This is a genomic window from Brevundimonas sp. BR2-1 (genome assembly GCF_037626195.1).
In the GTDB taxonomy this organism is placed as follows: domain Bacteria; phylum Pseudomonadota; class Alphaproteobacteria; order Caulobacterales; family Caulobacteraceae; genus Brevundimonas.
This window is the reverse complement of record NZ_JARKMV010000001.1, coordinates 583,322-604,951: the sequence shown is the minus strand read 5'-3', so window position 1 is coordinate 604,951 and position 21,630 is coordinate 583,322. Positions and strand designations below refer to the sequence as shown.

Annotated in this window: 15 protein-coding genes; 10 read left to right on the top strand and 5 right to left on the bottom strand. The window is 67.9% G+C overall.

Features of this window, described 5'->3' with window-relative positions; genetic code table 11:
• Positions 1-5 precede the first annotated feature (5 nt).
• Both BrevBR_RS03010 and BrevBR_RS03005 read left to right on the top strand, forming a co-directional pair.
• Positions 6-902, top strand: a complete 897-nt coding sequence (locus BrevBR_RS03010) for an AraC family transcriptional regulator (RefSeq protein ID WP_332639064.1) — start codon at positions 6-8, stop codon at positions 900-902.
• Positions 903-958: 56 nt separating this feature from the next.
• The gene (locus BrevBR_RS03005) at positions 959-2,542 is read left to right on the top strand and encodes a phytoene desaturase family protein (protein ID WP_339999884.1); all 1,584 of its coding nucleotides are present in this window, start codon (positions 959-961) and stop codon (positions 2,540-2,542) included.
• A 2-nt stretch (positions 2,543-2,544) separates the two neighbouring features.
• Here the strand turns inward: BrevBR_RS03005 and BrevBR_RS03000 are convergent, their stop codons facing one another.
• Entirely contained in the window at positions 2,545-2,919 is a 375-nt protein-coding gene (locus tag BrevBR_RS03000; protein ID WP_332639062.1) for a response regulator, read from the bottom strand.
• Positions 2,916-4,436: a PAS domain-containing sensor histidine kinase gene (locus BrevBR_RS02995; protein ID WP_339999883.1), complete on the bottom strand. Its 1,521-nt coding sequence runs from the start codon at positions 4,434-4,436 to the stop codon at positions 2,916-2,918. Before BrevBR_RS02995 ends, BrevBR_RS03000 begins: the two co-directional genes overlap by 4 nt.
• 117 nt (positions 4,437-4,553) lie before the next feature.
• Between BrevBR_RS02995 and BrevBR_RS02990 the strand changes: the two genes are divergently transcribed.
• Positions 4,554-6,077, top strand: a complete 1,524-nt coding sequence (locus BrevBR_RS02990) for a carboxylesterase/lipase family protein (RefSeq protein ID WP_332639059.1) — start codon at positions 4,554-4,556, stop codon at positions 6,075-6,077.
• Positions 6,078-6,080: 3 nt separating this feature from the next.
• Here BrevBR_RS02990 and BrevBR_RS02985 read toward each other — a convergent pair whose 3' ends face one another.
• Together BrevBR_RS02985 and BrevBR_RS02980 are read right to left on the bottom strand one after the other, a co-directional pair.
• Positions 6,081-6,482 (bottom strand): GFA family protein, encoded by a 402-nt coding sequence (locus BrevBR_RS02985; protein WP_332639058.1) that lies wholly within the window; start codon positions 6,480-6,482, stop codon positions 6,081-6,083.
• Positions 6,479-7,849: a GH1 family beta-glucosidase gene (locus BrevBR_RS02980; RefSeq protein WP_339999882.1), complete on the bottom strand. Its 1,371-nt coding sequence runs from the start codon at positions 7,847-7,849 to the stop codon at positions 6,479-6,481. The genes BrevBR_RS02985 and BrevBR_RS02980 overlap by 4 nt, the downstream gene beginning before the upstream one ends.
• 287 nt (positions 7,850-8,136) lie before the next feature.
• Here BrevBR_RS02980 and BrevBR_RS02975 point away from each other — a divergent pair, with 287 nt between their 5' ends.
• The 7 genes from BrevBR_RS02975 to BrevBR_RS02945 all read left to right on the top strand — a co-directional run bounded on the left by BrevBR_RS02975 (position 8,137) and on the right by BrevBR_RS02945 (position 20,112).
• Positions 8,137-9,210: a LacI family DNA-binding transcriptional regulator gene (locus BrevBR_RS02975; RefSeq protein WP_339999881.1), complete on the top strand. Its 1,074-nt coding sequence runs from the start codon at positions 8,137-8,139 to the stop codon at positions 9,208-9,210.
• A complete protein-coding gene (locus BrevBR_RS02970) occupies positions 9,210-12,284 on the top strand; it encodes a TonB-dependent receptor (RefSeq protein WP_339999880.1) in 3,075 nt (1,024 codons plus the stop codon). Before BrevBR_RS02975 ends, BrevBR_RS02970 begins: the two co-directional genes overlap by 1 nt.
• A gap of 89 nt (positions 12,285-12,373) precedes the next feature.
• Positions 12,374-13,831: a glucoamylase family protein gene (locus BrevBR_RS02965; RefSeq protein ID WP_339999879.1), complete on the top strand. Its 1,458-nt coding sequence runs from the start codon at positions 12,374-12,376 to the stop codon at positions 13,829-13,831.
• Positions 13,828-15,102 (top strand): extracellular solute-binding protein, encoded by a 1,275-nt coding sequence (locus tag BrevBR_RS02960; protein WP_339999878.1) that lies wholly within the window; start codon positions 13,828-13,830, stop codon positions 15,100-15,102. The genes BrevBR_RS02965 and BrevBR_RS02960 overlap by 4 nt, the downstream gene beginning before the upstream one ends.
• The gene (locus tag BrevBR_RS02955; protein ID WP_339999877.1) at positions 15,099-16,049 is read left to right on the top strand and encodes a carbohydrate ABC transporter permease; all 951 of its coding nucleotides are present in this window, start codon (positions 15,099-15,101) and stop codon (positions 16,047-16,049) included. The genes BrevBR_RS02960 and BrevBR_RS02955 overlap by 4 nt, the downstream gene beginning before the upstream one ends.
• Entirely contained in the window at positions 16,046-16,861 is an 816-nt protein-coding gene (locus BrevBR_RS02950; protein ID WP_339999876.1) for a carbohydrate ABC transporter permease, read from the top strand. Before BrevBR_RS02955 ends, BrevBR_RS02950 begins: the two co-directional genes overlap by 4 nt.
• Positions 16,858-20,112, top strand: coding sequence for a discoidin domain-containing protein (locus tag BrevBR_RS02945; RefSeq protein WP_339999875.1), 3,255 nt, complete (start codon positions 16,858-16,860; stop codon positions 20,110-20,112). The genes BrevBR_RS02950 and BrevBR_RS02945 overlap by 4 nt, the downstream gene beginning before the upstream one ends.
• Positions 20,113-20,124: 12 nt before the next feature.
• Here BrevBR_RS02945 and BrevBR_RS02940 read toward each other — a convergent pair whose 3' ends face one another.
• Positions 20,125-21,612: a replicative DNA helicase gene (locus BrevBR_RS02940; RefSeq protein WP_332639090.1), complete on the bottom strand. Its 1,488-nt coding sequence runs from the start codon at positions 21,610-21,612 to the stop codon at positions 20,125-20,127.
• Between the last annotated feature and the right edge of the window lie 18 nt (positions 21,613-21,630).

The following is a 21,630-nucleotide window of genomic DNA, read 5'->3' as shown; positions in this document are numbered from 1 at the left end:
CCGCCATGAGCCGATTGCACGAACTTGCCGCGCTGGTGCGCCGGCATCTCGGAGAGACCTGGCCCGGCGGCGCGGGGCCGTTGCTCTCGCCGGGTCTGCAGCTGATCGCCAGCACAGCCGTCACCGAAGCGCAGAAACTGGTCTATGAGCCGATGCTGTGCGTGATCCTGGAGGGCGCGAAGAACACGACGCTGGGGGCCGAGACCCATCCCTATCGCGCCGGGCAGTATCTGGTGGTGTCCGCCGATCTGCCGGTCAGCGGGCAGGTGATCGAGGCGCCCTATGTGGCCATCGGCGTGCCGCTGGATCCGGCGACGATCGCCGAACTGCTGATCGAGACCGAAGGCGCCATCCCGGAAGCGGCGCCGGTGCGTGCGCTGGCGGTCAGCGACATGGACGACGACCTGATCGATACGGTCACACGGCTGGTGCGGCTGCTGGACCGGCCGCGCGAGGCGGCGGTGCTGGCGCCGATGATCCGGCGCGAGCTGATGTGGCGGCTGCTGGCCGGCGAGCGCGCCGACATGATGCGCCAGATCGGATCGGCGGGCGGCCGGCTGGACCAGGTGCGCAAGGCGATCCGCTGGCTGCGCGAACACTATGCCGAGCCGATGCGGATCGAGCGGCTGGCCGAGGTGGCGGGGATGAGCGAGACCTCGCTGCACCGCCATTTCAAGGCGGTCACGGCGATGAGCCCGCTGCAGTACCAGAAGCAGATCCGGTTGCAGGAGGCGCGCAACCTGCTGCTCAGCCAGGGCCGCGACGTGGCCGGGATCGGTTTCGCAGTGGGCTACGACAGCCCTTCGCAGTTCAGCCGGGAGTACAGCCGCCTGTTCGGCCAGCCGCCGGGGCGTGATCTTGAACGCCTGCGGGCCGATCCGTCCCTGGCCGTGGCGGTCTAGCCCTCCGGTTTGCGGGAGGGCGGGTCCAGCCGGTAGAGGTGGGGCCGGGAGATTCCATGACCGCCACCATCACCGACGTCGTCATCCTCGGCGGGGGCCACAACGGCCTCGTCTGCGCCTTCTATCTGGCGAAGGCCGGGCTCAAGGTCACGGTGCTGGAGCGGCGGCATGTCGTCGGCGGGGCGGCGGTGACGGAGGAATTCCATCCCGGTTTCCGCAACTCGACCGCCAGCTACACCGTCAGCCTGCTGAACCCGAAGATCATCGCCGATCTGGAGCTGGCGCGGCACGGCCTGCGGGTGGTCGAGCGCAAGGTGTCCAACTTCCTGCCCTTCGACGACGGCCGGTATTTCCTCGCGGGCGAGGGGCGGACGCAGGGCGAGCTGGCCAAATTCTCGGCGCGGGATGCGGAGCGGCTGCCGGAATACGAGCGGCGGCTGGAGGTCGTGGCCTCGGTGCTGCGCGACTGGATCCTGAAGGCCCCGCCCAACATGGTCGAGGGCGGCTGGATGGCCATGCTGCCCGAGCTGCTGAAGGGCGCCTCGCTGGGGAAGCAGGCGGCGGGTCTGGACGTCACGGGCCGGCGCGACCTGCTGGACCTGTTCGCCAAGTCGGCGGGCGACTGGCTGGACGGCTGGTTCGAAAGCGACCCGATCAAGGCCCTGTTCGGCTTCGACAGCGTCGTGGGCAACTACGCCAGCCCCTATACGCCCGGCTCGGCCTATGTGCTGCTGCACCACGTCTTCGGGGAGGTGAACGGACGCAAGGGGATCTGGGGCCACGCCATCGGCGGCATGGGCGCGATCACCCAGGCGATGGCCGCGGCCTGCGCCGAGGCCGGGGTCGACGTGCGGCTGGAGACGCCGATCGCCGCCGTCCTGACCGAAAAAGGGCGGGCGGTCGGGGCGGTGACCGAGGCGGGAGACGTGGTGCGGGCGCGGGCCGTGGTCTCGAACCTGCATCCGCGCCTGTTGTTCGAACGGTTCGTCGACGACGCGATCGTGCCGGCGGATTTCCGCGAACGGATCGGGAATTACCAGTCGGGCTCGGGCACCTTCCGGATGAATGTGGCGCTGTCGGAACTGCCGAACTTCACCAGCCTGCCGGGTCAGGGCGATCACCTGACGGCCGGCGTCATCATCGCCCCGTCGCTGGCCTATATGGACCGGGCGCACGCCGAGGCGCGGCTGAACGGCTGGTCTTCAAAACCGATCGTCGAAATGCTGATCCCCTCGACGCTGGACGACACCCTCGCCCCGCCGGGACAGCATGTGGCCAGCCTGTTCTGTCAGCACGTCTCGCCCGATCTGGCCGACGAGCACCGCGATACGGTGGCCGATCTGATGATCGACACGGTCGACGCCCATGCGCCGGGCTTCAAGGCCTCGGTGGTCGGGCGGCTGGCGCTGGGGCCGCGCGACCTGGAACGGCGCTTCGGCCTGGTCGGCGGCGACATCTTCCACGGCCGGCTGTCGCTGGACCAGCTGTTCAGCGCCCGTCCGGTGCTGGGGAACGCCGACCACCGGATGCCGGTGCCCGGCCTCTATCTGTGCGGATCAGGCGCCCATCCGGGCGGCGGCGTCACGGGCGCGCCGGGCCACAATGCGGCGCGGGCCGTGCTGAAGGACCTGGGGCGGTAGCGTCAGACGTTCTCGACGCCCATCGCCTTCATCAGCGCGTCGCGGACGGCGGCCTCGGTGAAGGGCTTCTGGATCGTGGCCTGACCGCGCCATTCGTCGGGCAGGCCTCCCTCGCCATAGCCGGTGGAGAAGACGAACGGCACGCCGCGCGCCTTCAGCGCCTCGGCGATCGGGAAGACCTGTTTTCCGGCGACGTTGACGTCCAGCAGGGCGGCGTCGAGCTGTTCGTCGGTCGCCATCGTCAGGCCGGCGTCGACGGTGGACGCGGGTCCCACCGGGGTGCAGCCCATGTCTTCCAGAATGGTCTCGAGCAGCATGGCGACGAGGGATTCGTCCTCGACCACGAGGACCCGTCGGCCAGTCAAAGGTGCGCTCATGAATCTGTCCCGCGATCGAGCGGAATCGAAAAATCCGCACTGAAACCGTCGTTTGCGTAGTCCAGTTTGACCTCTCCCGCCAGATCATGCCGCACGTTTCGCTCGATCAGCCGGCTGCCGAAGCCGCGGCGTTCCGGGGGCGTGACACGGGGACCGTCCAGCTCCCGCCAGCTCAGATGAAGAATGGGGCGGGTCTGGTTCGAGACGGACCAGTCGACCAGCACCCGGCCCTCCGGGGCTGACAGAGCTCCATATTTGGCGGCGTTGGTGGCCAGTTCGTGGAAAATCATCCCCAGCGACAGGGCCGCGGCGGGTCCCAGCGCCACCGGCAGGCCGTTCCGCGTGACGCGATGGGGGCCATGGGCCTGGGTCTCATGTTCCAGCACGGCGGCGAGGTCCGCGCCCTCCCAGTGGCTGCGGGTCAGCAGGTCGTGTGTGTGCGACAGCGCCAGCAGCCGGGCCTGAAAGCCTTCGGCGAACGTTTTGGGGTCTGCGTGGGACCGGGCGGTCTGCACGGCGATCGACTGGACAGTCGCGAGGGTGTTCTTCACCCGGTGGTTCAACTCGTCGATCATCAATTTCTGGCGCTCGGCCGCCCGAACGCCCTCGGTGACGTCGTGGCCCTGCACGAAGACGCCGATGATGGCCCCGTCGGCGTCGCGGATCGGTTGGTAGTAGAAGTCGACGTAGGCGTCTTCCGGTTCCTCACCGGGGGCCCGCCGCAGCTGGACCAGACTGGCCTGCCCCTGCACCGGTTCGCCGGTTTCGAACACGCCGTCCAGCATGTCGACGTAGCCTTGGCCGACGACCTCGGGCAGGGCCTCGGCGATGGGCAGTCCATCGACCTCGCGGTAGCCGATCAGGCGGCGATAGGCGTCATTGCAGAAATCGACGATGTGGTCCGGCCCCGCCAGAACGGCGACGAAGCCCGGCGACTGCATGAACATGTCCTGCAGACGATTGCGTTCCTCCGCAAGACGCCGGTTGTCTTCCTGCACCTGCCGCGCCCGGGCCAGCACGCCCCCGCCCACGACAGCGTCCAGGGTCCGGGCGCTCCCCTTCCGGGCGCGCGTGGTCTGGCGCAGCTGCGCCAGCTCCGTGATGTCGGTGGTGTGCTGCAGCAGCCAGACGACCTCGCCCCGGTCGTTCAGGATCGGCGTGTGGGTGGCGCTCCAGAAGCGCTCCTCGAAGACCGGGCCCGGGCCGTCCGATTCTGCGGGCACGGAGAAGCGCACCATGGCCAGGTGATCACGCTGACGGGTGTCCCGCGCCTTTTCCAACGACGCCTTTACCTGACGCACGTTCTCGGGCGCTTCCTCCCCCGGACCCGAATCGAAGGCGGCGAACAGGGGGCGGCCGATGATCATCTCACGAACGCTGCGGGTGACATCCAGATAGGCCTGGTTGGCGCCGGCGATACGCAGGTCGGGAGTGAGCAGGACGTACGGGTTTGGCGACGCGTCGAACGCGTCGGCCAGATCGACCGCAAGGTCGCCCGATTTCGCCAGATGCTTCAATACACCCCCACCCCAATCCGGCCCATAACGCCTTGACCTGCAATCGGTTCACGCGGTCGCGGCGCCGTCACAGATGGTTATTTGAGACATCGCGCCCCGGCGCGCTAGTGTCCGTCCATGTCCCTGGTGTTTTTCCTCGCGGCGGCGCTGATGATGACCTCTGGCGGGACCACGCCGACCCATCCCCGAGCCGTGGTCGAACAGGGCGTGCTGGTCGGTCGGGCCGATGAAGGCGTGAGCAGTTTCAAGGGCGTGCCCTACGCCTCGCCGCCCGCGGGGTCCTTGCGCTGGCGGGCTCCGCAACGGGCGGCGGCGTGGAATGGCGAGCGAGACGCCGGACACGTCGGGGCCATCTGCATCCAGCCTCCGTCGGGCGGCGATCCGGGTGTGGGTCCGCTGCCGATGAGCGAGGACTGTCTGACGCTGAACGTCTGGGCTCCGGCGGAGCGGGGAGAAGCGCTCCCGGTGATGGTGTGGATTCACGGCGGCGGCTTCAACAACGGGTCCGGCACGGCGGCGCTGTACGACGGGACGAATCTGGCGAGGCGCGGCGCGGTCGTGGTGACGGTGAACTACCGGCTCGGGCGGCTGGGCTTCTTTGATCATCCGGCGCTGGCGGCGGAGCGTGCTCCGGGCGAGCCGGGCGGCAACTACGGCATGATGGACATCGTCGCGGCGCTGGAGTGGGTGCGCGACAACGCGGCGGCGTTTGGCGGGGACGCCGGCAACGTCACCGTCTTCGGCGAGTCGGCCGGCGGGGCGGCGGTGACCCGGCTGATGATCTCCCCGGGCGCGCGCGGGCTGTTCCACAAGGCGGTCGTGCAGTCGGGTCTGGGACGGGATTCCGGCGTTCCATTGGCCGCGCCCTCGGCGATCGGCGGGCCGTCGCTGCAGGACCGGGGTCTCGCCTATGCGCGGACCGTCGGGGCGACGACGGCGGCGGATCTGCGCGCCATCCCCGCAGAGGCGCTGCTGAGGCCCGCGCCGAACTTCTACGGCGGCGACAATCTGGTCATCGACGGCCGGCTGGTGACCGAGGAGGTCGAGGCCGCCTTCGCCGCGGGGCGCGAGGCACCCGTGCCGCTTGTCATCGGCACGAACAGCGCCGAATTCTGGTGGATACGGCCTTCGGAGATCAGCCCCTATGGTGCGATCGACGACGCCCTGACGTCGCGGGAACGGGTCGATCTGTACGCGGCCTATGGCGGGGAGGACGGCTATCGCGCCCATGTGGTCAGCGACCTGGCCTTCAATGAACCGGCCCGGCATCTGGCGCGGCTGCACGCCCGCAACCGACATCCGACCTGGCTGTACCGTTTCGACGTGGTTCCGGACTCCAATCCGGAGCCGAGCGGCGGGGCCACCCACGCGTCCGAGCGGCCCTATGTATTCGACAATCTCCACACGGTCGGACGCCCCTTGGGCGAAAGGGACGACAGGGCGGCGAAGGCCATGGCGGACTACTGGGTGGGGTTCGCGGCGGCGGGCGACCCGAACGGGGAGGGGCGACCCGCCTGGCCCGAGTTCGGCGGGGAACGCGACCACCTGCTGGAGTTCACCAACGACGGACCGGTGGCGAAGCCGATCCCGTTCGCGGAGCGGCTGGACCTGATCGAGGCCTATTACGACCGGGTGCGCTGAGGCTCAGTCCGTGTGTTCGACGTCGTCGCCCAGCACCACGGTCCACGGATGTCTGCGCTTTTCCCAGACCGAGAACTCCGGGGGCGGAAAGGCGGGATCGGCGAAGGCGCCCAGCGGGATGGCGATTACGTCGGGAAAGTTGCCGCCCGTGTAGTGGACGGTCGAGCCGCAGGCCGGACAGAAGCTGTAGTCGATGGCATGGCCGCTGTCGGCGATGCGGGTCCAGACCCGGGCCTCCCCGGTGACGGTCACCCGGTCTGCCGGGAACCGGGCCTGGGCGGCGAAGGCGCTGCCGGTGCGCTGCTGACAGGCCAGGCAGTGGCAGACCGACACGCGGACCGGCTCGCCCTCGCAGACGGCCCGCAGGCGGCCGCAACGGCAGCTGGCCTCGCGCCGGATGGTCACAGGGCGGCGAGCACCGCGCCGTGGCTCTTGATGACCTCGGCGTAGAGCAGGCCGGAATCCTTGATGGTCCGCTCCTGCGTCAGGAAGTTCACGTGGGTGATGCCGAACCGCTTCGAATAGCCAAGCGACCATTCCAGATTGTCGAGCAGGGACCACGCCATATAGCCGCGGACGTCGACACCCTTGCCGATGGCGTCGTGCAGGGCCTTGAGGTGGTTCTTCAGATATTCGACGCGCATCGGATCGTGGATGCGGCCGTCGATGGCGTGGGGCGGATCGTACCAGGCCGAGCCGTTCTCGGTGACCATCAGGGGCAGTTTCCCCCCGGTCTGTTCGTGCAGCCAGACAAGGGTGTCGGTCAGGGCGGGAGGATAGACTTCCCAGCCGGTCTCGGTGTGGGCGTGCTGGATCTGCTTCACCGGGCGGGCGCGGACCGGCCAGACGTCCGGCGCGTTCTCTGGCACCGAACGGGTGTACCAGTTGAGGCCCATCCAGTCGGTCGGCTGGGCGATCAGGTCGAAGTCTTCCTGCGGGAATTCGCGCCAGGCCTCGCCGTAGACATCCTTCAGTTCTTCCGGGTAGCCGCGGCCCATCAGCGGGTCCAGGAACCAGCGGTTCATCTGGGCCTCGGCGCGTCTGCGCGCGGCCTCGTCCTCAGGCTTGTCCGACGCGCTGTATTTGGGCTCGATGTTGAGGACGATGCCGATCCGGCCCTCGCCGGCCTGGCGGAACCGCTTCACCGCCGCGCCGTGGGCGCGCAGGACGTTGTGACCGGCGATCATGGCCTCGAAGGCCGACCTGTGGCCGGGGGCCAGGGCGCCGTGCAGATAGCCGCCGTCGACGATCACCCACGGCTCGTTGATCGTGCCCCAGGTCTTCACCCGGCCCTTGAATTTCTCGAACAGGACCTGGCCGTAATCGGCGAACCAGTCCGCGATGTCCGGATTCAGCCAGCCGCCGCGGTCGTCCAGCGCCGCCGGCAGGTCCCAGTGATACAGGGTGCACAGCGGCTCGATGCCCTTCTCGAGCAGGCCGTCGACCAGCCGGTCGTAGAAGTCCAGACCCTTCTGGTTGATGGCCCCGCGGCCCTCCGGAATCACCCGGCTCCAGCTCACCGAGAACCGGTAGGCCTGGAGGTTCAGCCGGGTCATCAGATCGATGTCCTCACGCCAGCGGTTGTAGTGGTCGCAGGCCACGTCGCCGGTGTCGCCGTTCAGCATCATGCCCGGAGTGTGGCTGAAGCGATCCCAGATGGACTCCCCCGCGCCGTCGGCCATGGACGAGCCTTCAATCTGATAGGCGGCCGTCGCGGCGCCCCACAGAAAACCTTCGGGAAACCGATAGTTGCCTGTGTTTTTTGATGTCATTTGAAGGGGCCTCGAAAAGCTGGGACGCGAACTGGTGAGGTGGAATGGCCGTGGTCGGTACGCGTGTACCCCCGTCGACACAACCTCGATGTGACCAAACTAGGGCACTTGCGGGCGGCCTGACTAGTGTGTCATGTAATCGGTTACGTAACCGATTACATTCTTGCAATCGGTCAAATGGTTTTTCCGGACGGACCCGCGCCAAGCGGGCCGGGGCTGGAAATGCCGAGGGAGGATGATGTCTTGACGCTGACAGCGACCCGGCAAACCTGCGCGACGGCGGCGGCGTGAAGGCCGCCACGATCCGCGATGTCGCCCAGCGGGCTGATGTGTCCGTGGCCTCGGTTTCGCGCGTCCTGAACGGGGCGGGCCCCGTCACCGAAGCGACCCGCGCCAAGGTGCTCGAGGCCGCCGACGCCCTTCAGTATGTGCCCCACTCGGGGGCCCGCAGCCTGTCGACCAGCAGGACCCAGACGATCGGCGTCATCCTGCCGGACCTGTACGGCGAGTTCTTCTCCGAGCTGATCCGCGGCATGGATATCGCCGCGCGTTCGGTCGGCTATCACCTGATCGTCTCCAGCTCGCACGACGATGCGGAAGAGGCCTCGGCCGCGATCCGGTCGATGCGCGGACGGGTGGACGGCCTCATCGTCCTGTCGCCACATCTGGACGCCGCCAACCTTGCCGCGGGCCTGGCTGGCCGGACGCCCATCCTGCTGATGAACGGCGGAGCCGACGCCAACCGGCCGTCGATCGTCGTCGACAACCACGGCGGAGCGGTCCAGGCGGTCGAGCACCTGATCGCGACGGGCCGCCGGCGCATCGCCCACATCTCCGGACCCACCGGCAACCTCGAGGCCGAGACCCGGCTGGCCGGCTATCTCGAGGCCATGGCCAGGGCGGGCCTGCCGACGACGGTGGTCGAGGGCTCCTTCACCCAGACGTCGGGCCACGACGCCGGCCTCGCCCTCGCCAGCGGCGACGTGAAGCCCGACGCGGTCTTCGCCGGCAACGACATCATGGCCGTCGGCGCCATGCTGGCGCTACAGGACGCCGGCTTCCGCGTGCCCGAGGACGTCGCGATCGTCGGCTTTGACGACGTGCCGATCGCCAGCCTGGTCCGGCCCGCCCTGACGACACTGAGAATCCAGATTGCAGAAACCGGACGCAGCGCCCTCGAGCGCGTCGTCCGCCTGATCAACGCAGCGGGCGAAGCCGTCGCCGACACCGCATGCGAGGTCGTCCGGCCCGAACTGGTCGTACGCCCGTCAAGCCAATCGGCGACATCCCAAACCAAACCATCCGGCGGGCGTCTTCGCGCCGACGCCGACACGGCATCTCTGAAGGGGGAGAATTCCTGATGACCCGCAAGTCCATTCAATACATGGGGGCCGCGTCCGCCCTCGCCCTGGCCGTCTCGCTGGCGTGCGCCGGCGGGGTTTCGGCCCAGGTCACGACGTCGACGATCCGCGGCTCGGTCACCGACGACGGTGTCGCCGAGGCCGGCGCCGCGATCGTGGCGCGCGACACCTCTTCGGGCTTCACCACCCGGACCGCCGCCAACGCCAACGGCGGCTATGTGCTGTCGGGCCTGCGCCCCGGCACCTATGAGGTCACTGTGACCACGGCGGACGGCGAAACCGCTTCGGACGTCGTCACCATCGGCGTCGGCCAGGTCGGCGATCTGGATCTGGCGGTCGGCGCGGTCGCCGCCGCGGACGCCGGCGCTTCCGATCTGGGCGAGGTGATCGTCACCGGCCGCCGTCTGGCCGAGGTGCGCACGCCCGAGAACGCGACCAATGTGACCACGCAGCAGATCAACACCCTGCCGCAGATCAACCGCAACTTCCTGAATTTCGCGGCCCTGGCACCCGGCGTCCGGCTGTCGCTGAACGAGAATGAGCAGACCATCACCGCCGGCGGTCAGCGCGCGGAATCGGTCAACGCCTTCATCGACGGCGCCAGCCTGAAGTCCAACGTCATCGCCGGCGGCATCATCGGCCAGGACGACAGCCGCGGTAACCCCTTCCCCCAGGCCGGCGTCCAGGAGTTCCGCGTCGTCAGTCAGAACTTCAAGGCTGAGTACGAACAGGCCTCGTCGGCGATCATCACCGCCGTCACCCGTTCCGGAACCAACGAGTTCCACGGCGAGATCTTCGGCACCTACCGCGATCAGGAATTCATCGCCCAGGACACCTTCGCGGAGCAACGGGGCGATCCCAAGGCCGACCTCGAGGTGCAGCAGTACGGCTTCGCCCTGGGCGGGCCGATCATCCAGGACACGCTGCATTTCTTCGGCACCTACGAACACAAGCAGGAAAACCGCGCCCGCGTGGTCAACCTGGGCCGTCAGGACCCGCGCTTTGTCAGCCAGTTCGGCCAGTACATCGGCACCTTCGCGGCGCCGTTCGAGGAAGACCTGATGTTCGGCAAGCTCAGCTGGCAGCCGGCTGAGGGCCATCTGATCGACTGGAGCGTAACCTACCGGGACGAGTCAGACCTGCGCGACTTCGGCGGTGCGGATTCCTTCGAACGCGCCAACAATCTTCAGCAGACCACGCTGACCAGCAACCTTCGCTACCAGTGGCAGACGGACTCGTTCCTGAACGAGTTCGCCGTCGACTACCGCGACTACAACTATAACCCGGGCGCCGCGAACTTCTCGGACGCGGGCGCGACCTACCGGCTGTTCGAGAACGACACCAATCCGGGCCTGCCAGGCTTCCAGCCCGACTATTTCGGCGGCGCGGCGATCATCAACCTGGGCGGTCGCGACAGCACCCAGGACATCCACGACAACGCGATCACCTTCCGCGACGACGTGACGTTCAACGATCTGGAACTCAACGGCTTCCACACCATCAAGCTGGGCGCCAAGGTGTCGCTGCAGAACTATGAGGTGAACAAGCAGTTCGGCCGGAATCCGAACTTCTACTACGACGTCGACGGCCGGCCCGAGCTGAGCGGCAGCACCACGGTGCCGTACCGCGTCGAACTTGGCCAAGCCTTCCCCGAGGTCGATCTGGATAACACCGTCATCGGCCTGTATGTCCAGGACGACTGGCGGATCACCGACCAGCTGGAGCTGAACCTCGGCATCCGCTGGGACTATGAGACCAACGCCAACAACAACGACTACGTGACCCCGGCCAGCGTCATCGCGGGTCTGGATCAGTGGATCGCCTCGACCGACGGCGGCAAGCCCGCGGGCTACGCCCCCAGCTGGTTCAACAGGGACGACTACATCTCGACCGGCAACAACCGGGATCCGTTCGCGGGCGCCTTCCAGCCCCGCATCGGCTTCTCGTACGATGTGTTCGGCGACCGCCGCACGGTCATCTTCGGTGGGGCCGGCCGGTACTACGACCGGGTCAACTTCAACTTCGCGTACGACGAACTGGTCAAGCCGTTCGACATCCGCAAGAACGCCTTCTTCAGCACCACGGGCCGGCCGGCCGGACAGGACCGCGATCCCGGTCCGGGCGTGGATTTGCCGGGCGACGCCGGCGACCCCATCCTGTGGCAGGCCTCGTACGGCACGGCGGCTGGTCTTGATCCGGTCCTGGCGGCCATCCCCGGCAAGGGCGAAGCCTTCCTGCTGGCGAACGACTTCGAACCGCCGATGACCGACCAGTTCAACCTGGGTCTTCGTCAGCGGTTCGGCGACTGGCAGAGCGAGTTCACCCTCGCCTACGGCAAGACCGAAAACGAGTTCACCTGGGCCTATCTGAACCGCTGCCGCGAACCCACACGCGGCAACGACGGCGGCGGCTTCGGCGACAATGGCGGCTTCTGCTCGCCGGGCGCCGCGAACCCCTACCGCACCTATCTGGTGTCGGACCACAACAAGGAGCGGACCTTCCGGGCGCTCTACGTCAAGCTGGACAAGAACTACACGGTCGACTCCGGCTGGGGCTTCAATCTCGCCTACACCTGGTCGCAGGCCGAACAGAACGGCGGCAACGACAATTTCTGCTTCGACTGCTTCAGCATCGAAAGTTCGCCCGTCCGTCCGACCTCCACTGACGAACGTCACCGCATCGTGGCGAACGGCATCGTGGACCTGCCCTTCGACTTCCAGCTGTCGGGCATACTGACGCTGGGTTCGGGCACGCCCTTCGACGTGTTCGACGGGCGCGGCCCCAACTTCGTCTACCGTCCGATGCACGGCCGGCCGCAGCAGTTCAACTTCATCATCCCGAACTCGTTCGCCTACCGGAACCTCGATCTCCGGCTGACGAAGGACTTCACGGTGTTCAGCGGTTCGGAACTGTCGGTCTATCTGGACGTCATCAACGTGTTCAACTTCGACAACTTCTCGGGCTTCGACGGCGGCACGGGCTCGCTCGCCAACCCCAACCCGAACTTCGAGAAGCCTTCGACCGTGCTGTTCCCGACCCGCACCTTCCAGCTGGGTATGCGTTACAGCTTCTGACCGTCTCCTGAGCCTGGCGGCCGCCCCCTGATTCCCCGGGGGGCGGCCCATTTTTTGACTGACCCGAGTTTGCGTAAGAGGATGAGATCATGGATCGCCGCCGGTTTCTGATGGGCTCCACGGTCGCGGGCGTAGCGGCCCTTTCGATCGGCGGGTGCGGCGGCGCCGGCCTCGACCATTTCAAACCCCGGGCGCCGCTGGTCGATCCCGAGGTCGACGAGCTTCAGCAACGTACCTTCAACTGGTTCACCCACGTCACCAGGCGCGACAACGGCCTGACGCCCGATCGCTGGCCGACCGAGTCGTTCTCGTCCGTGGCCGCCGTCGGCTTCGCCCTGACCTGCTGGCCCATCGGGGTCGAGCGGGGATGGATGAGCCGCGAGGAGGCGCGCGAGCGCACCCTGACCACCATCCGCTTCTTCCACGACCTGCCCCAGGGGCCGGAGGCGACCGGAGTCGGCGGCTACAAAGGTTTCTTCTACCACTTCCTCGACATGGAGACCGGCCACCGGTTCGGTCGCACCGAACTGTCGACCGTGGACACCACCCTGCTGGTCGCGGGCATGCTGTTCGCCGCGCGCTGGTTCGACGGCGACCATGCCGACGAGGCCGAGATCCGTCGTCTGGCCCAGGCGATCTATGAGCGGATCGAATGGGACTGGGCTGTGGTCCGTCCCAACCGCATCTCCATGGGTTGGCACCCGGAGACCGGCTTCATCCCGGCGGACTGGCACATCTACAACGAGGGCATGCTGGTGCTTCTGCTGGCCATCGGCAGCCCGACCCATCCTGTGCCCGCGGCCGTCTGGGACGAGTGGTGCAGCGTCTACGACCAGAGCTGGACCGACCGGTGGGGCCCGGCGTACCTGCATTTCGGTCCGATGCTGGGGCATCAGTACAGCCATATGTACGCCGACTTCCGCGGCATCCGCGACGCCTGGATGCGGGCCAAATCGGCCGAGATCGGCCCGTTCGACTATTTCCAGAACAGCGTCCGCGCGGTCGAGGTGCATCGCAAATACGCCGTCGACAACCCGATGGGCTGGGCCGGCTATTCGGCGGATGTCTGGGGGCTGATCGCCTGCGACGGGCCGGGCGACTTCAAACAGGTCATCGACGGGCGTGAACGCCAGTTCTTCAGCTATTCGGCGCGCGGCCCCGGCGACCGTGACGACGGCACGATCGCGCCGACGGCCTCCCTGGGCTGCTACCCCTTCGCCCCCGCCGAGGTCACGGCCTGCCTGAAGGCGATGAAGGCCCGCTACGGCGCCGCCATCTACACCGAGTTCGGCTTCCTCGATTCCTTCAATCCGACGCTGACCGAGCGGCAGGGACGGCTGCAGCACGGCCGGATCGTTCCAGGCGTGGGCTGGGTCGACGGCGACTATCTGGGCCTCGACCAGGGGCCGATCGTCATCCAGATCGAGAACGGCCGGTCCGACGCCGTCTGGAAGCGGATGCGCGGCGAGCCCAATCTGGTGCGCGGCCTGAAGCGGGCCGGCTTCACCGGCGGCTGGCTGGCCAACCTTGGCGAGTCCGGCGCATGACGGACCTGCGGCCGGACCGTCGGACGGCGCTCGGCCTTCTGGCCGGGGCCGCGACGGGCCTGGCCGGTTGCAGCCAGCGGAACGACGGGGTCACCCGGCTGCGCTTCTGGGCGATGGGCAATGAGGCGACCAACGTCCCGCAGATCCTGCCCGGGTTCGAACGGCTGAACCCCGGGATCAAGGTCGAGGTTCAGGCCCTGCCGTGGACGGCGGCCCATTCCAAGCTGTTGACGTCCTATGCCGGCAGTTCGCTGCCGGACCTCAGCCAGGTGGGCAACACCTGGGTGTCCGAGATGGCGGCCATCGGGGCGATCAGCGCCCTGCCGGATTTCGCCTCGGACCTGCTGACCGACCAGTTCCCGGCGGTGCTGGAGACCAATCGCATCGGCGGTCGGGTGGTCGGCGTGCCCTGGTACGTCGACACCCGGCTGATCTACTACCGCGCCGATCTGCTGGAGCGGGCCGGCTACTCCGACGGCGTCCCCCAGACCTGGGAGACGTGGAAGACAGCGATGCATGCGGTCAAGCGCGTGGCGGGGCCTGACAACTACGCCGTCCTGCTGCCGGTCAATGAGTTCGAACAACTGCTGACCTTCGGGCTGCAGGGGACCGAGCCGCTGCTGCGGGACCGGGATACGCGGGGCAATTTCTCCAGCGCCTCCTTCATCGCCGCCCTGGAATTCTACAAGAGCCTGTTCGACGAGGGGTTGGCTCCGGTCGCCTCATCGACGCAGATCTCGAACGTCTGGACCGAGTTCGAGCGCGGCTGGTTCAGCTTCTACTTCTCGGGACCGTGGACCATCGGCGACTTCAAGAACCGGCTGAAGCCGACGACCCGCTGGATGACCTCGGGCGTGCCGGGCCCGACCGGGCCGGGGGCCTCGGCGCCGGGCGGCTCCTCGCTGGTCGTCTATCGTCATTCGCCGCATCAGGACGCGGCGTGGAAGCTGGTCCGCTATCTCGCCGATCCGGCGGTGCAGGCGCGCTTCAACACCATCACGGGCGATCTTCCCGCGCGTGAAAGCGCATGGGCGACGCCGGCGGTCGCTGACGATCCCTATATCGCCGCCTTCAAGGGCCAGCTGTCGCGGGCGAAGGCGGTGCCCAAGGTGCCGGAGTGGGAAAGGGTGGTCTCCGAGATGCAGATCGTCGCCGAGCGGATGGTGCGGGGCGAGTTCACGCCGCGAGACGCCGCCGCCGAGATCGACCGCCGCGCCGACCGGCTGCTGGAAAAGCGCCGCTGGATGATCGAGCAGGGGAGGGCGATATGACCGATGTTCCGGCCTCGGCTGAAACCGTCATCGTCAAACCCGCGCCGCGTCCGGCGCGCAACGCCCGTAACCGCGAGCGGGCGGCCTGGGGGTTTGTGGCGCCGGCGCTGATCGCCATCGGCGTCTTCTTCGCCATTCCGGTCTTCTCGGCCCTGCTGCTCAGCCTGACCGATTTCGACATCTACGCCTTGGCCGACATCGGCAATGTGCGGTTCGTGGGCCTGCATAACTATGAGCGGCTGCTGGGCAATCCGCTGTTCTGGGGGGCGATGAAAAACACCGGCCTGTTCGCCCTGATCGGGGTGCCGCTTTCGATCGCGACTTCGCTGGCGGCGGCGGTGATCCTCAATGCGCGGGTGATCAAGTGGCGGCCGATCTGGCGGGTGATGTTCTTCGCTCCCTATGTCACCACCCTCGTCGCGACGGCGGTGCTCTGGAACTATCTGCTGCATACCCGGTACGGCGTCATCAACTGGGCCATCCAGAGCATCGGCTTGCCGCCCGTCGACTGGCTGGGCCAACCCTCGACCTCGATCCCCGCCATCCTGATGTTCGTCGTCTGGAAGATATTCGGCTACAACATGCTGATCTTCCTCGCAGTTCTTCAGACCGTGCCGGACGATCTGTATGAGGCCGCGCGCATCGACGGGGCCGGGCCGTGGAAGCAGTTCGTCCACGTCACCCTGCCGGCCATCGCCCCGACCCTGCTGCTTGTGTCGATCATCTCGGTCGCCGGCTTCTTCCAGCTGTTCGCCGAGCCCTATGTCATGACGCAAGGGGGACCCGCCCAGTCGACCGTGACGGTGCTCTACTTCATGTACGAAGAGGGCTTCAAATGGTGGAATCTGGGTTCCGCCAGCGCCGTGGCCTTCATCCTCTTCCTCTGCATCCTGACCGTGACCCTGGTTCAGCTGGCCGTGGCCAGGCGGATGGGAGCCTACGAATGAAGCCGCGCGCCCTCCTGCTGAATGTCGCCGTCGGCCTGATCGGCCTGATCGTGCTGTTCCCGCTGCTGTGGATGCTGTCCGTCAGCTTCATGACCGCCGGCGAGGCCGCGACCTTCCCGCCGCCGCTGCTGCCGAAGTCATGGACGCTGGATCACTATCGCGATCTGTTCGTCACCCAGGGCATGGGCCGCTATCTGTGGAACAGCTTCGCGCTCGCGTCGCTCGCGACCGGGCTCGCCCTGCTGTTCACCGTGCCGGCCGGCTACGCCTTCGCCAAACTGGCGTTCAAGGGCCGGGACCGGGTGTTCCAGATTCTGGTCGCCGCCCTGGTGGTGCCGGCCCAGATCGGCACCCTGCCGCTGTTCCTGATGCTGAAGGGGATGGGGCTGGTGAACACCTACGCCGGGGCGCTGGTGCCGTGGCTGGCCTCGATCTTCGGCCTGTTCCTGGTGCGCCAGTATGCGCTGAGCATTCCCGACGAGATGCTCGAGGCGGCCCGCATCGACGGCGCGTCCGAAGGGCAGATCTTCCGCCGCGTGGTCCTGCCGACCCTGCAGCCGATCATCGTGACCCTGGCCCTGTTCGTCTTCCTGGGCAGCTGGAACGACTTCCTTTGGCCACTGATCATCCTGACCGATCAGTCCAACTATACGCTGCCGGTGGCGCTGGCCGCCCTGTCGCGCGAGCACGTGCAGGACATCGAGCTGATGATGGCGGGCGCCGTCATTACCGTGGCCCCGGTGCTGATCCTCTTCCTGGCCCTGCAGCGCTACTACATCCGCGGCATGCTGGCGGGGAGCGTGAAGGGATGAGGCTGCTCGCCGCCCTCGCTGGCGCGCTCGCCCTGCTGGCGGGCGGCGCCGCCCACGCCCAGACGCCGCGCGTCCTCGACGGGTTCGAGACCCTGACGCCCTGGTCCGCCGACGCCTCCACCGACGTGTCCTCGGCCATCGCCAGCGTGCCCGGCCACGACGGCGAGGCCATGCGGCTGGAGTATGATTTCAACGGCCGCTCCGGCTACGCCTTCGCCGCCCGCGCCATCGATCTGGACGTCCCCGCCAACTATGAGATCAGCTTCTGGCTGCGCGGCGAGATGGCGCCCAATACGCTGGAGATAAAGTTCGTCGACGCCTCGGGCGACAACGTCCACTGGCGCCAGATCCGGGGGTTCAGGGCCAACGCGGAATGGACCCGCTACACCATCAAGGCGCGCCAGATCATCTGGGCCTGGGGCCCGAACCCCGACCGCACCTTCCGCGGCGCCGAGCGGATCGAGTTCGTTGTGACTGCGGGCGAGGGGGGGCGAGGCTGGATCGAGATCGACCAGCTGGAGCTGCGCGAACTTCCGCCCGAACCCTCCGTGCCGCCGCGCCCGCTGGCCGCCGCCAGCAGCGAGGATGGGCTGAACGTCGCCGCCCGCGCGGTCGACGACGACCTCGGCACCGGCTGGCGTACAGAAGGCGCGGGCGCCCAGAGCCTGACCCTGGACCTCGGCTATGAGCGCGAGTTCGGCGGCGTCACCCTGCGCTGGGCCGAGGGGCTGGCGGCGTCGCGCTACCGGCTGATGGCGTCCTCTGACCGTCAGAACTGGCGCGCGCTGGCGGCGGTGAGCGACGGCAACGGCGGCGTCGACTGGCTGCGCACGCCCGAGGCCTCGGCCCGCTGGCTGCGGCTGGACCTCGAGGCTCCGACCGGCGACGGCCCGGCCAATGCGACCCAGTCGGGCGCCGGCCAGATGCTGAACGCGCGCCGGGTCGAGGCCTACGCGCTGAACGCGCTGGAGATCGAACCCCTGTCGTTCGGCGAGACGGCGACGACCTTCATGCGCGCCGTGGCGGAGGAGAGCCGGCGCGGCCTCTATCCGCGCGGCTTCGTCGGCGAACAGCCCTACTGGACCTTGTTGGGCGTGGACGGCGGCGGCGAGAGCGCGCTGGTCGGCGAGGACGGCGCCATCGAACTGCGCCGCGGCGGGCCGTCGATCGAACCCTTCCTTCTGGACAACGGGCGTCTGGTCAGCTGGGCCGACGCCAAAATCACCCAGTTCTCGCACTCTTCCGGCGTGCCCATCCCGACGGTGAACTGGGACACGGGCACGGTGGAACTCAGCCAGACGGCGGTCGCCGCCGGCACGCCGGAACAGGCGCAGGTCTGGGTCCAGTACACCGTCCGCAACCTGGCCAACCGCCCGCGTCGCCTGACCCTCGCCCTGATGGCGCGGCCGTTCCAGGTCAACGGCCCGGTGCAGTTCCTGACGACGCCCGGCGGGGTGGGACCCATCGAGCAGATCGACTGGACCGGGGGCGAGCTGGTGCTGAACGACGCCATCCGCATCCGGCCCCTGACGACACCCGACACCGTCGCCGTGTCGACCTTCGACGCCGGCGCCGATCCCCAGAGCCTGCTGGCCGTCGCCGGTCGCCGCCGGGGCGCAGGAGACCGGCAGGTGGAGTCCGACCACACGGGCCTCATGGCCGGGAGCCTGCTCTACGACATGGAGCTGCGCAGCTTCGAGACCCGGACCGTCGTCGTCATGATTCCACTGTCGGGCGGCGCGCCGGAAATCGCCGGAACCCCTGAAGGGGCCTTTGAGGCCGTGAACAATCAGGTGGCGCAGGACTGGTACGACAAGCTGCACCGTTTCGACGTCACCCTGCCCGGCGAGGCGCAGGAGATCGGCAATGTGATGCGGTCGTCCCTGGCCCATATGCTGATGTCGCGTCAGGGACCGATACTTCAGCCGGGCACCCGCAGCTACAATCGCAGCTGGATCCGCGACGGGGCCATGATGGCCGAGGGGCTGAACCGGCTGGGGCATCAGGGGCTGTCGGCCGAATATCTGCGCTGGTTTGCGCCGCTGGTGTTCGACAACGGCAAGGTGCCTTGCTGCGCCGACAGTCGCGGGGCCGATCCGGTCCCCGAGAACGACAGCCACGGCGAGTTCGTCTTCCTCGCTGCCGAGACGTACCGCTACACGCGTGATGAGGCGCTGCTGCGCGAGGTCTGGCCGCAGGTGCAGGCGGCCGTCGGCTATATGGACAGTCTGCGCGCCTCGACGCGAACGGTGGAGTTCCAGGGGGCCGACAAGCGCCACCTGTTCGGCCTGCTGCCGCCGACGATCAGCCACGAAGGCTATTCGGACAAGATCGCCTACTCGTACTGGGACGACTTCTGGGGCCTGCGCGGCTATCGCGACGCTGTCTTCATCGCCGAAACCCTGGGTGACGCCGCCGCCGCCGCCCGCTTCCGGGCCTCGGAGGCAGAGTTCAGGGCCGACGTCATGGCCTCCATCGAGGCGACGGCGCGGGTGCATGGCATTGACTGGATCGCCGGGGCTGCGGACCGGGGGGATTTCGACGCCACCTCGACCACCATCGCCCTGTCGCCGGGCGGACTTCAGGGCGAGCTGCCGGCTGAACTCCTGAAGGGCACCTTCGACAAATGGTGGGAAAACTTCACCGCCCGCCAGGAGAACCGGCAGCAATGGAAGGACTACACCCCCTATGAACTGCGCAACGTCGGCGCCCTGGTCAGGCTGGGCCGCCGCGACGACGCGCTGCGGGCGCTCGACTTCTACCTCTCGGACATGAGGCCCCGCGCCTGGGGCGGCTGGGCCGAGGTGGTGGGTCGCGACGCGCGCGAGCCGCGCTTCATCGGCGACATGCCCCACGCCTGGATCAGTTCGGACTACATCCGATCGGCCATGGACCTGCTGGTCTACGAGCGCGACCGCGACCAGTCTCTGGTGCTGGCGGCCGGCATACCGACGGCCTGGCTGGAGGGCTGTGTCATGGGCAACCGCGTGTGCGGCGTCGACGGCGTGGGCGTCCGGGACGTCGGTACGGCCTGGGGCCCCCTGACCTACAGCTTCCTTCGCGAGGTCGACGGGGCGCGCCCGTATGTGCTGACCATTGAACCCGGCGCCAATCCGCCCGGCGGCTTCGTCATCCAGTGGCCGGCCGGCGAGACCCCGCCCGCGCGGATCACCATCGACGGGCGTACCGCGGCATGGGCCGGCAACGAACTGGCTATCCCGGCCGGCGCACGCCGGGTCGAGATGCGCTGATCGCGGACGCGATCAGTCGTAATTGTCGTACCTCTGGCCCTGCGCCAGATTCCCGAACTTGGTCGTATTGGCGTCGAAGCTCAGCTTGATGATGCCGATCGGGCCGTGCCGCTGCTTGCCGACGATGACCTCGGCCTGGTGCTCCAGCCGGTCCATGTCCTCCTGCCACTGCAGGTGTTCGGGCGAGCCCTCGCGCGGTTCGGCGCGACCCAGATAATAGCTCTCGCGGTAAACGAACATGACGCAGTCGGCGTCCTGCTCGATCGAGCCGGATTCGCGCAGATCGGACAGTTGTGGCCGCTTGTCCTCGCGCTGCTCGACCTGACGCGACAGCTGCGACAGGGCGATGATCGGCACCGACAGTTCCTTGGCCAGGGCCTTCAGGGCGCCGGTGATCTCCGACACCTCCTGAACCCGGTTCTTCTGGTTGTTGCCGTCGCCGACCGTGATGAGCTGCAGATAGTCGACGATGATCAGATCCAGCCCGTGCTCCATCCGCTTGAGCCGGCGCGCCCGGGCGGCCAGTTTGGAGATGGACAGGCCGCCGGTGGCGTCGATGAACAGCGGGCTCTCGCCGATCTCGACGGCGGCCTCGCGGATCCTGCCGAAGTCGGCGGCGTCGATCTCGCCCTTGCGCAGCTTGTCCGACGACACGCCCGAGGCGTCGGCCAGAATACGCATGGCCAGCTGTTCGGCGCTCATTTCGAGGCTGTAGAAGGCCACGACCCCGCCATTGACCGTTTTGCGGCCCTCGGGCGTCGGCTCCCAGCGGTAATTGCGGGCCACGTTGAAGGCGATGTTGGTCGCCAGCGCCGTCTTGCCCATCGACGGACGGCCGGCGAGGACCAGGAGGTCGGAGGGGTGCAAGCCGCCCAGCTTGGCGTCCAGATCGTCGAGATGGGTCGCCAGACCGGCCAGTTTGCCGTCGCGCTGATAGGCCTCGGCCGCCATCTGCACCGCGCCCGACAGCGCGCTGGAGAAGCTGACGAAACCCGACGACGGCTTGCCCGTCTCGGCAAGGGTGTAAAGCCGCTGTTCCGCCTGTTCGATCTGGTCGATGGCGGCGGTTTCGGGCTGGGGGGCCTCGCGCACGATCTCGCCGCCGATGCGGATCAGGTCGCGCCGCAGGGCCAGGTCGTAGACGACGCGGGCGTAGTCGGGGGCGTTGGCCGCCGGCGGGGCGCGGTCGACCAGGTCGGCGAGGTAGCGCAGGCCGCCGAACTCCTGGAAGGCGGGGTCCTGCTTGAACCGCTCCATCAGGATCGTCGGCTCGGCCAGCATGCCCTGGCGGATGTGGTCCTCGATCGCCTCGTAGAGCCGCTGGTGGAAGGGCTCGTAGAAATGACTGCCGCGCAGCCGGTCGCTGAGCCGTTCGAACACCGCATTGTCGAACATCAGCGAGCCGAGCAGGGCCTGCTCAGCCTCGAGGTTGTGGGGCATCGAGGGGATGGACCCCGAGTCTGCGGGACCCGGGAAGGCGAGCGGTGCGAAGGCGTTCATGGGGCTCATGTCTTACCC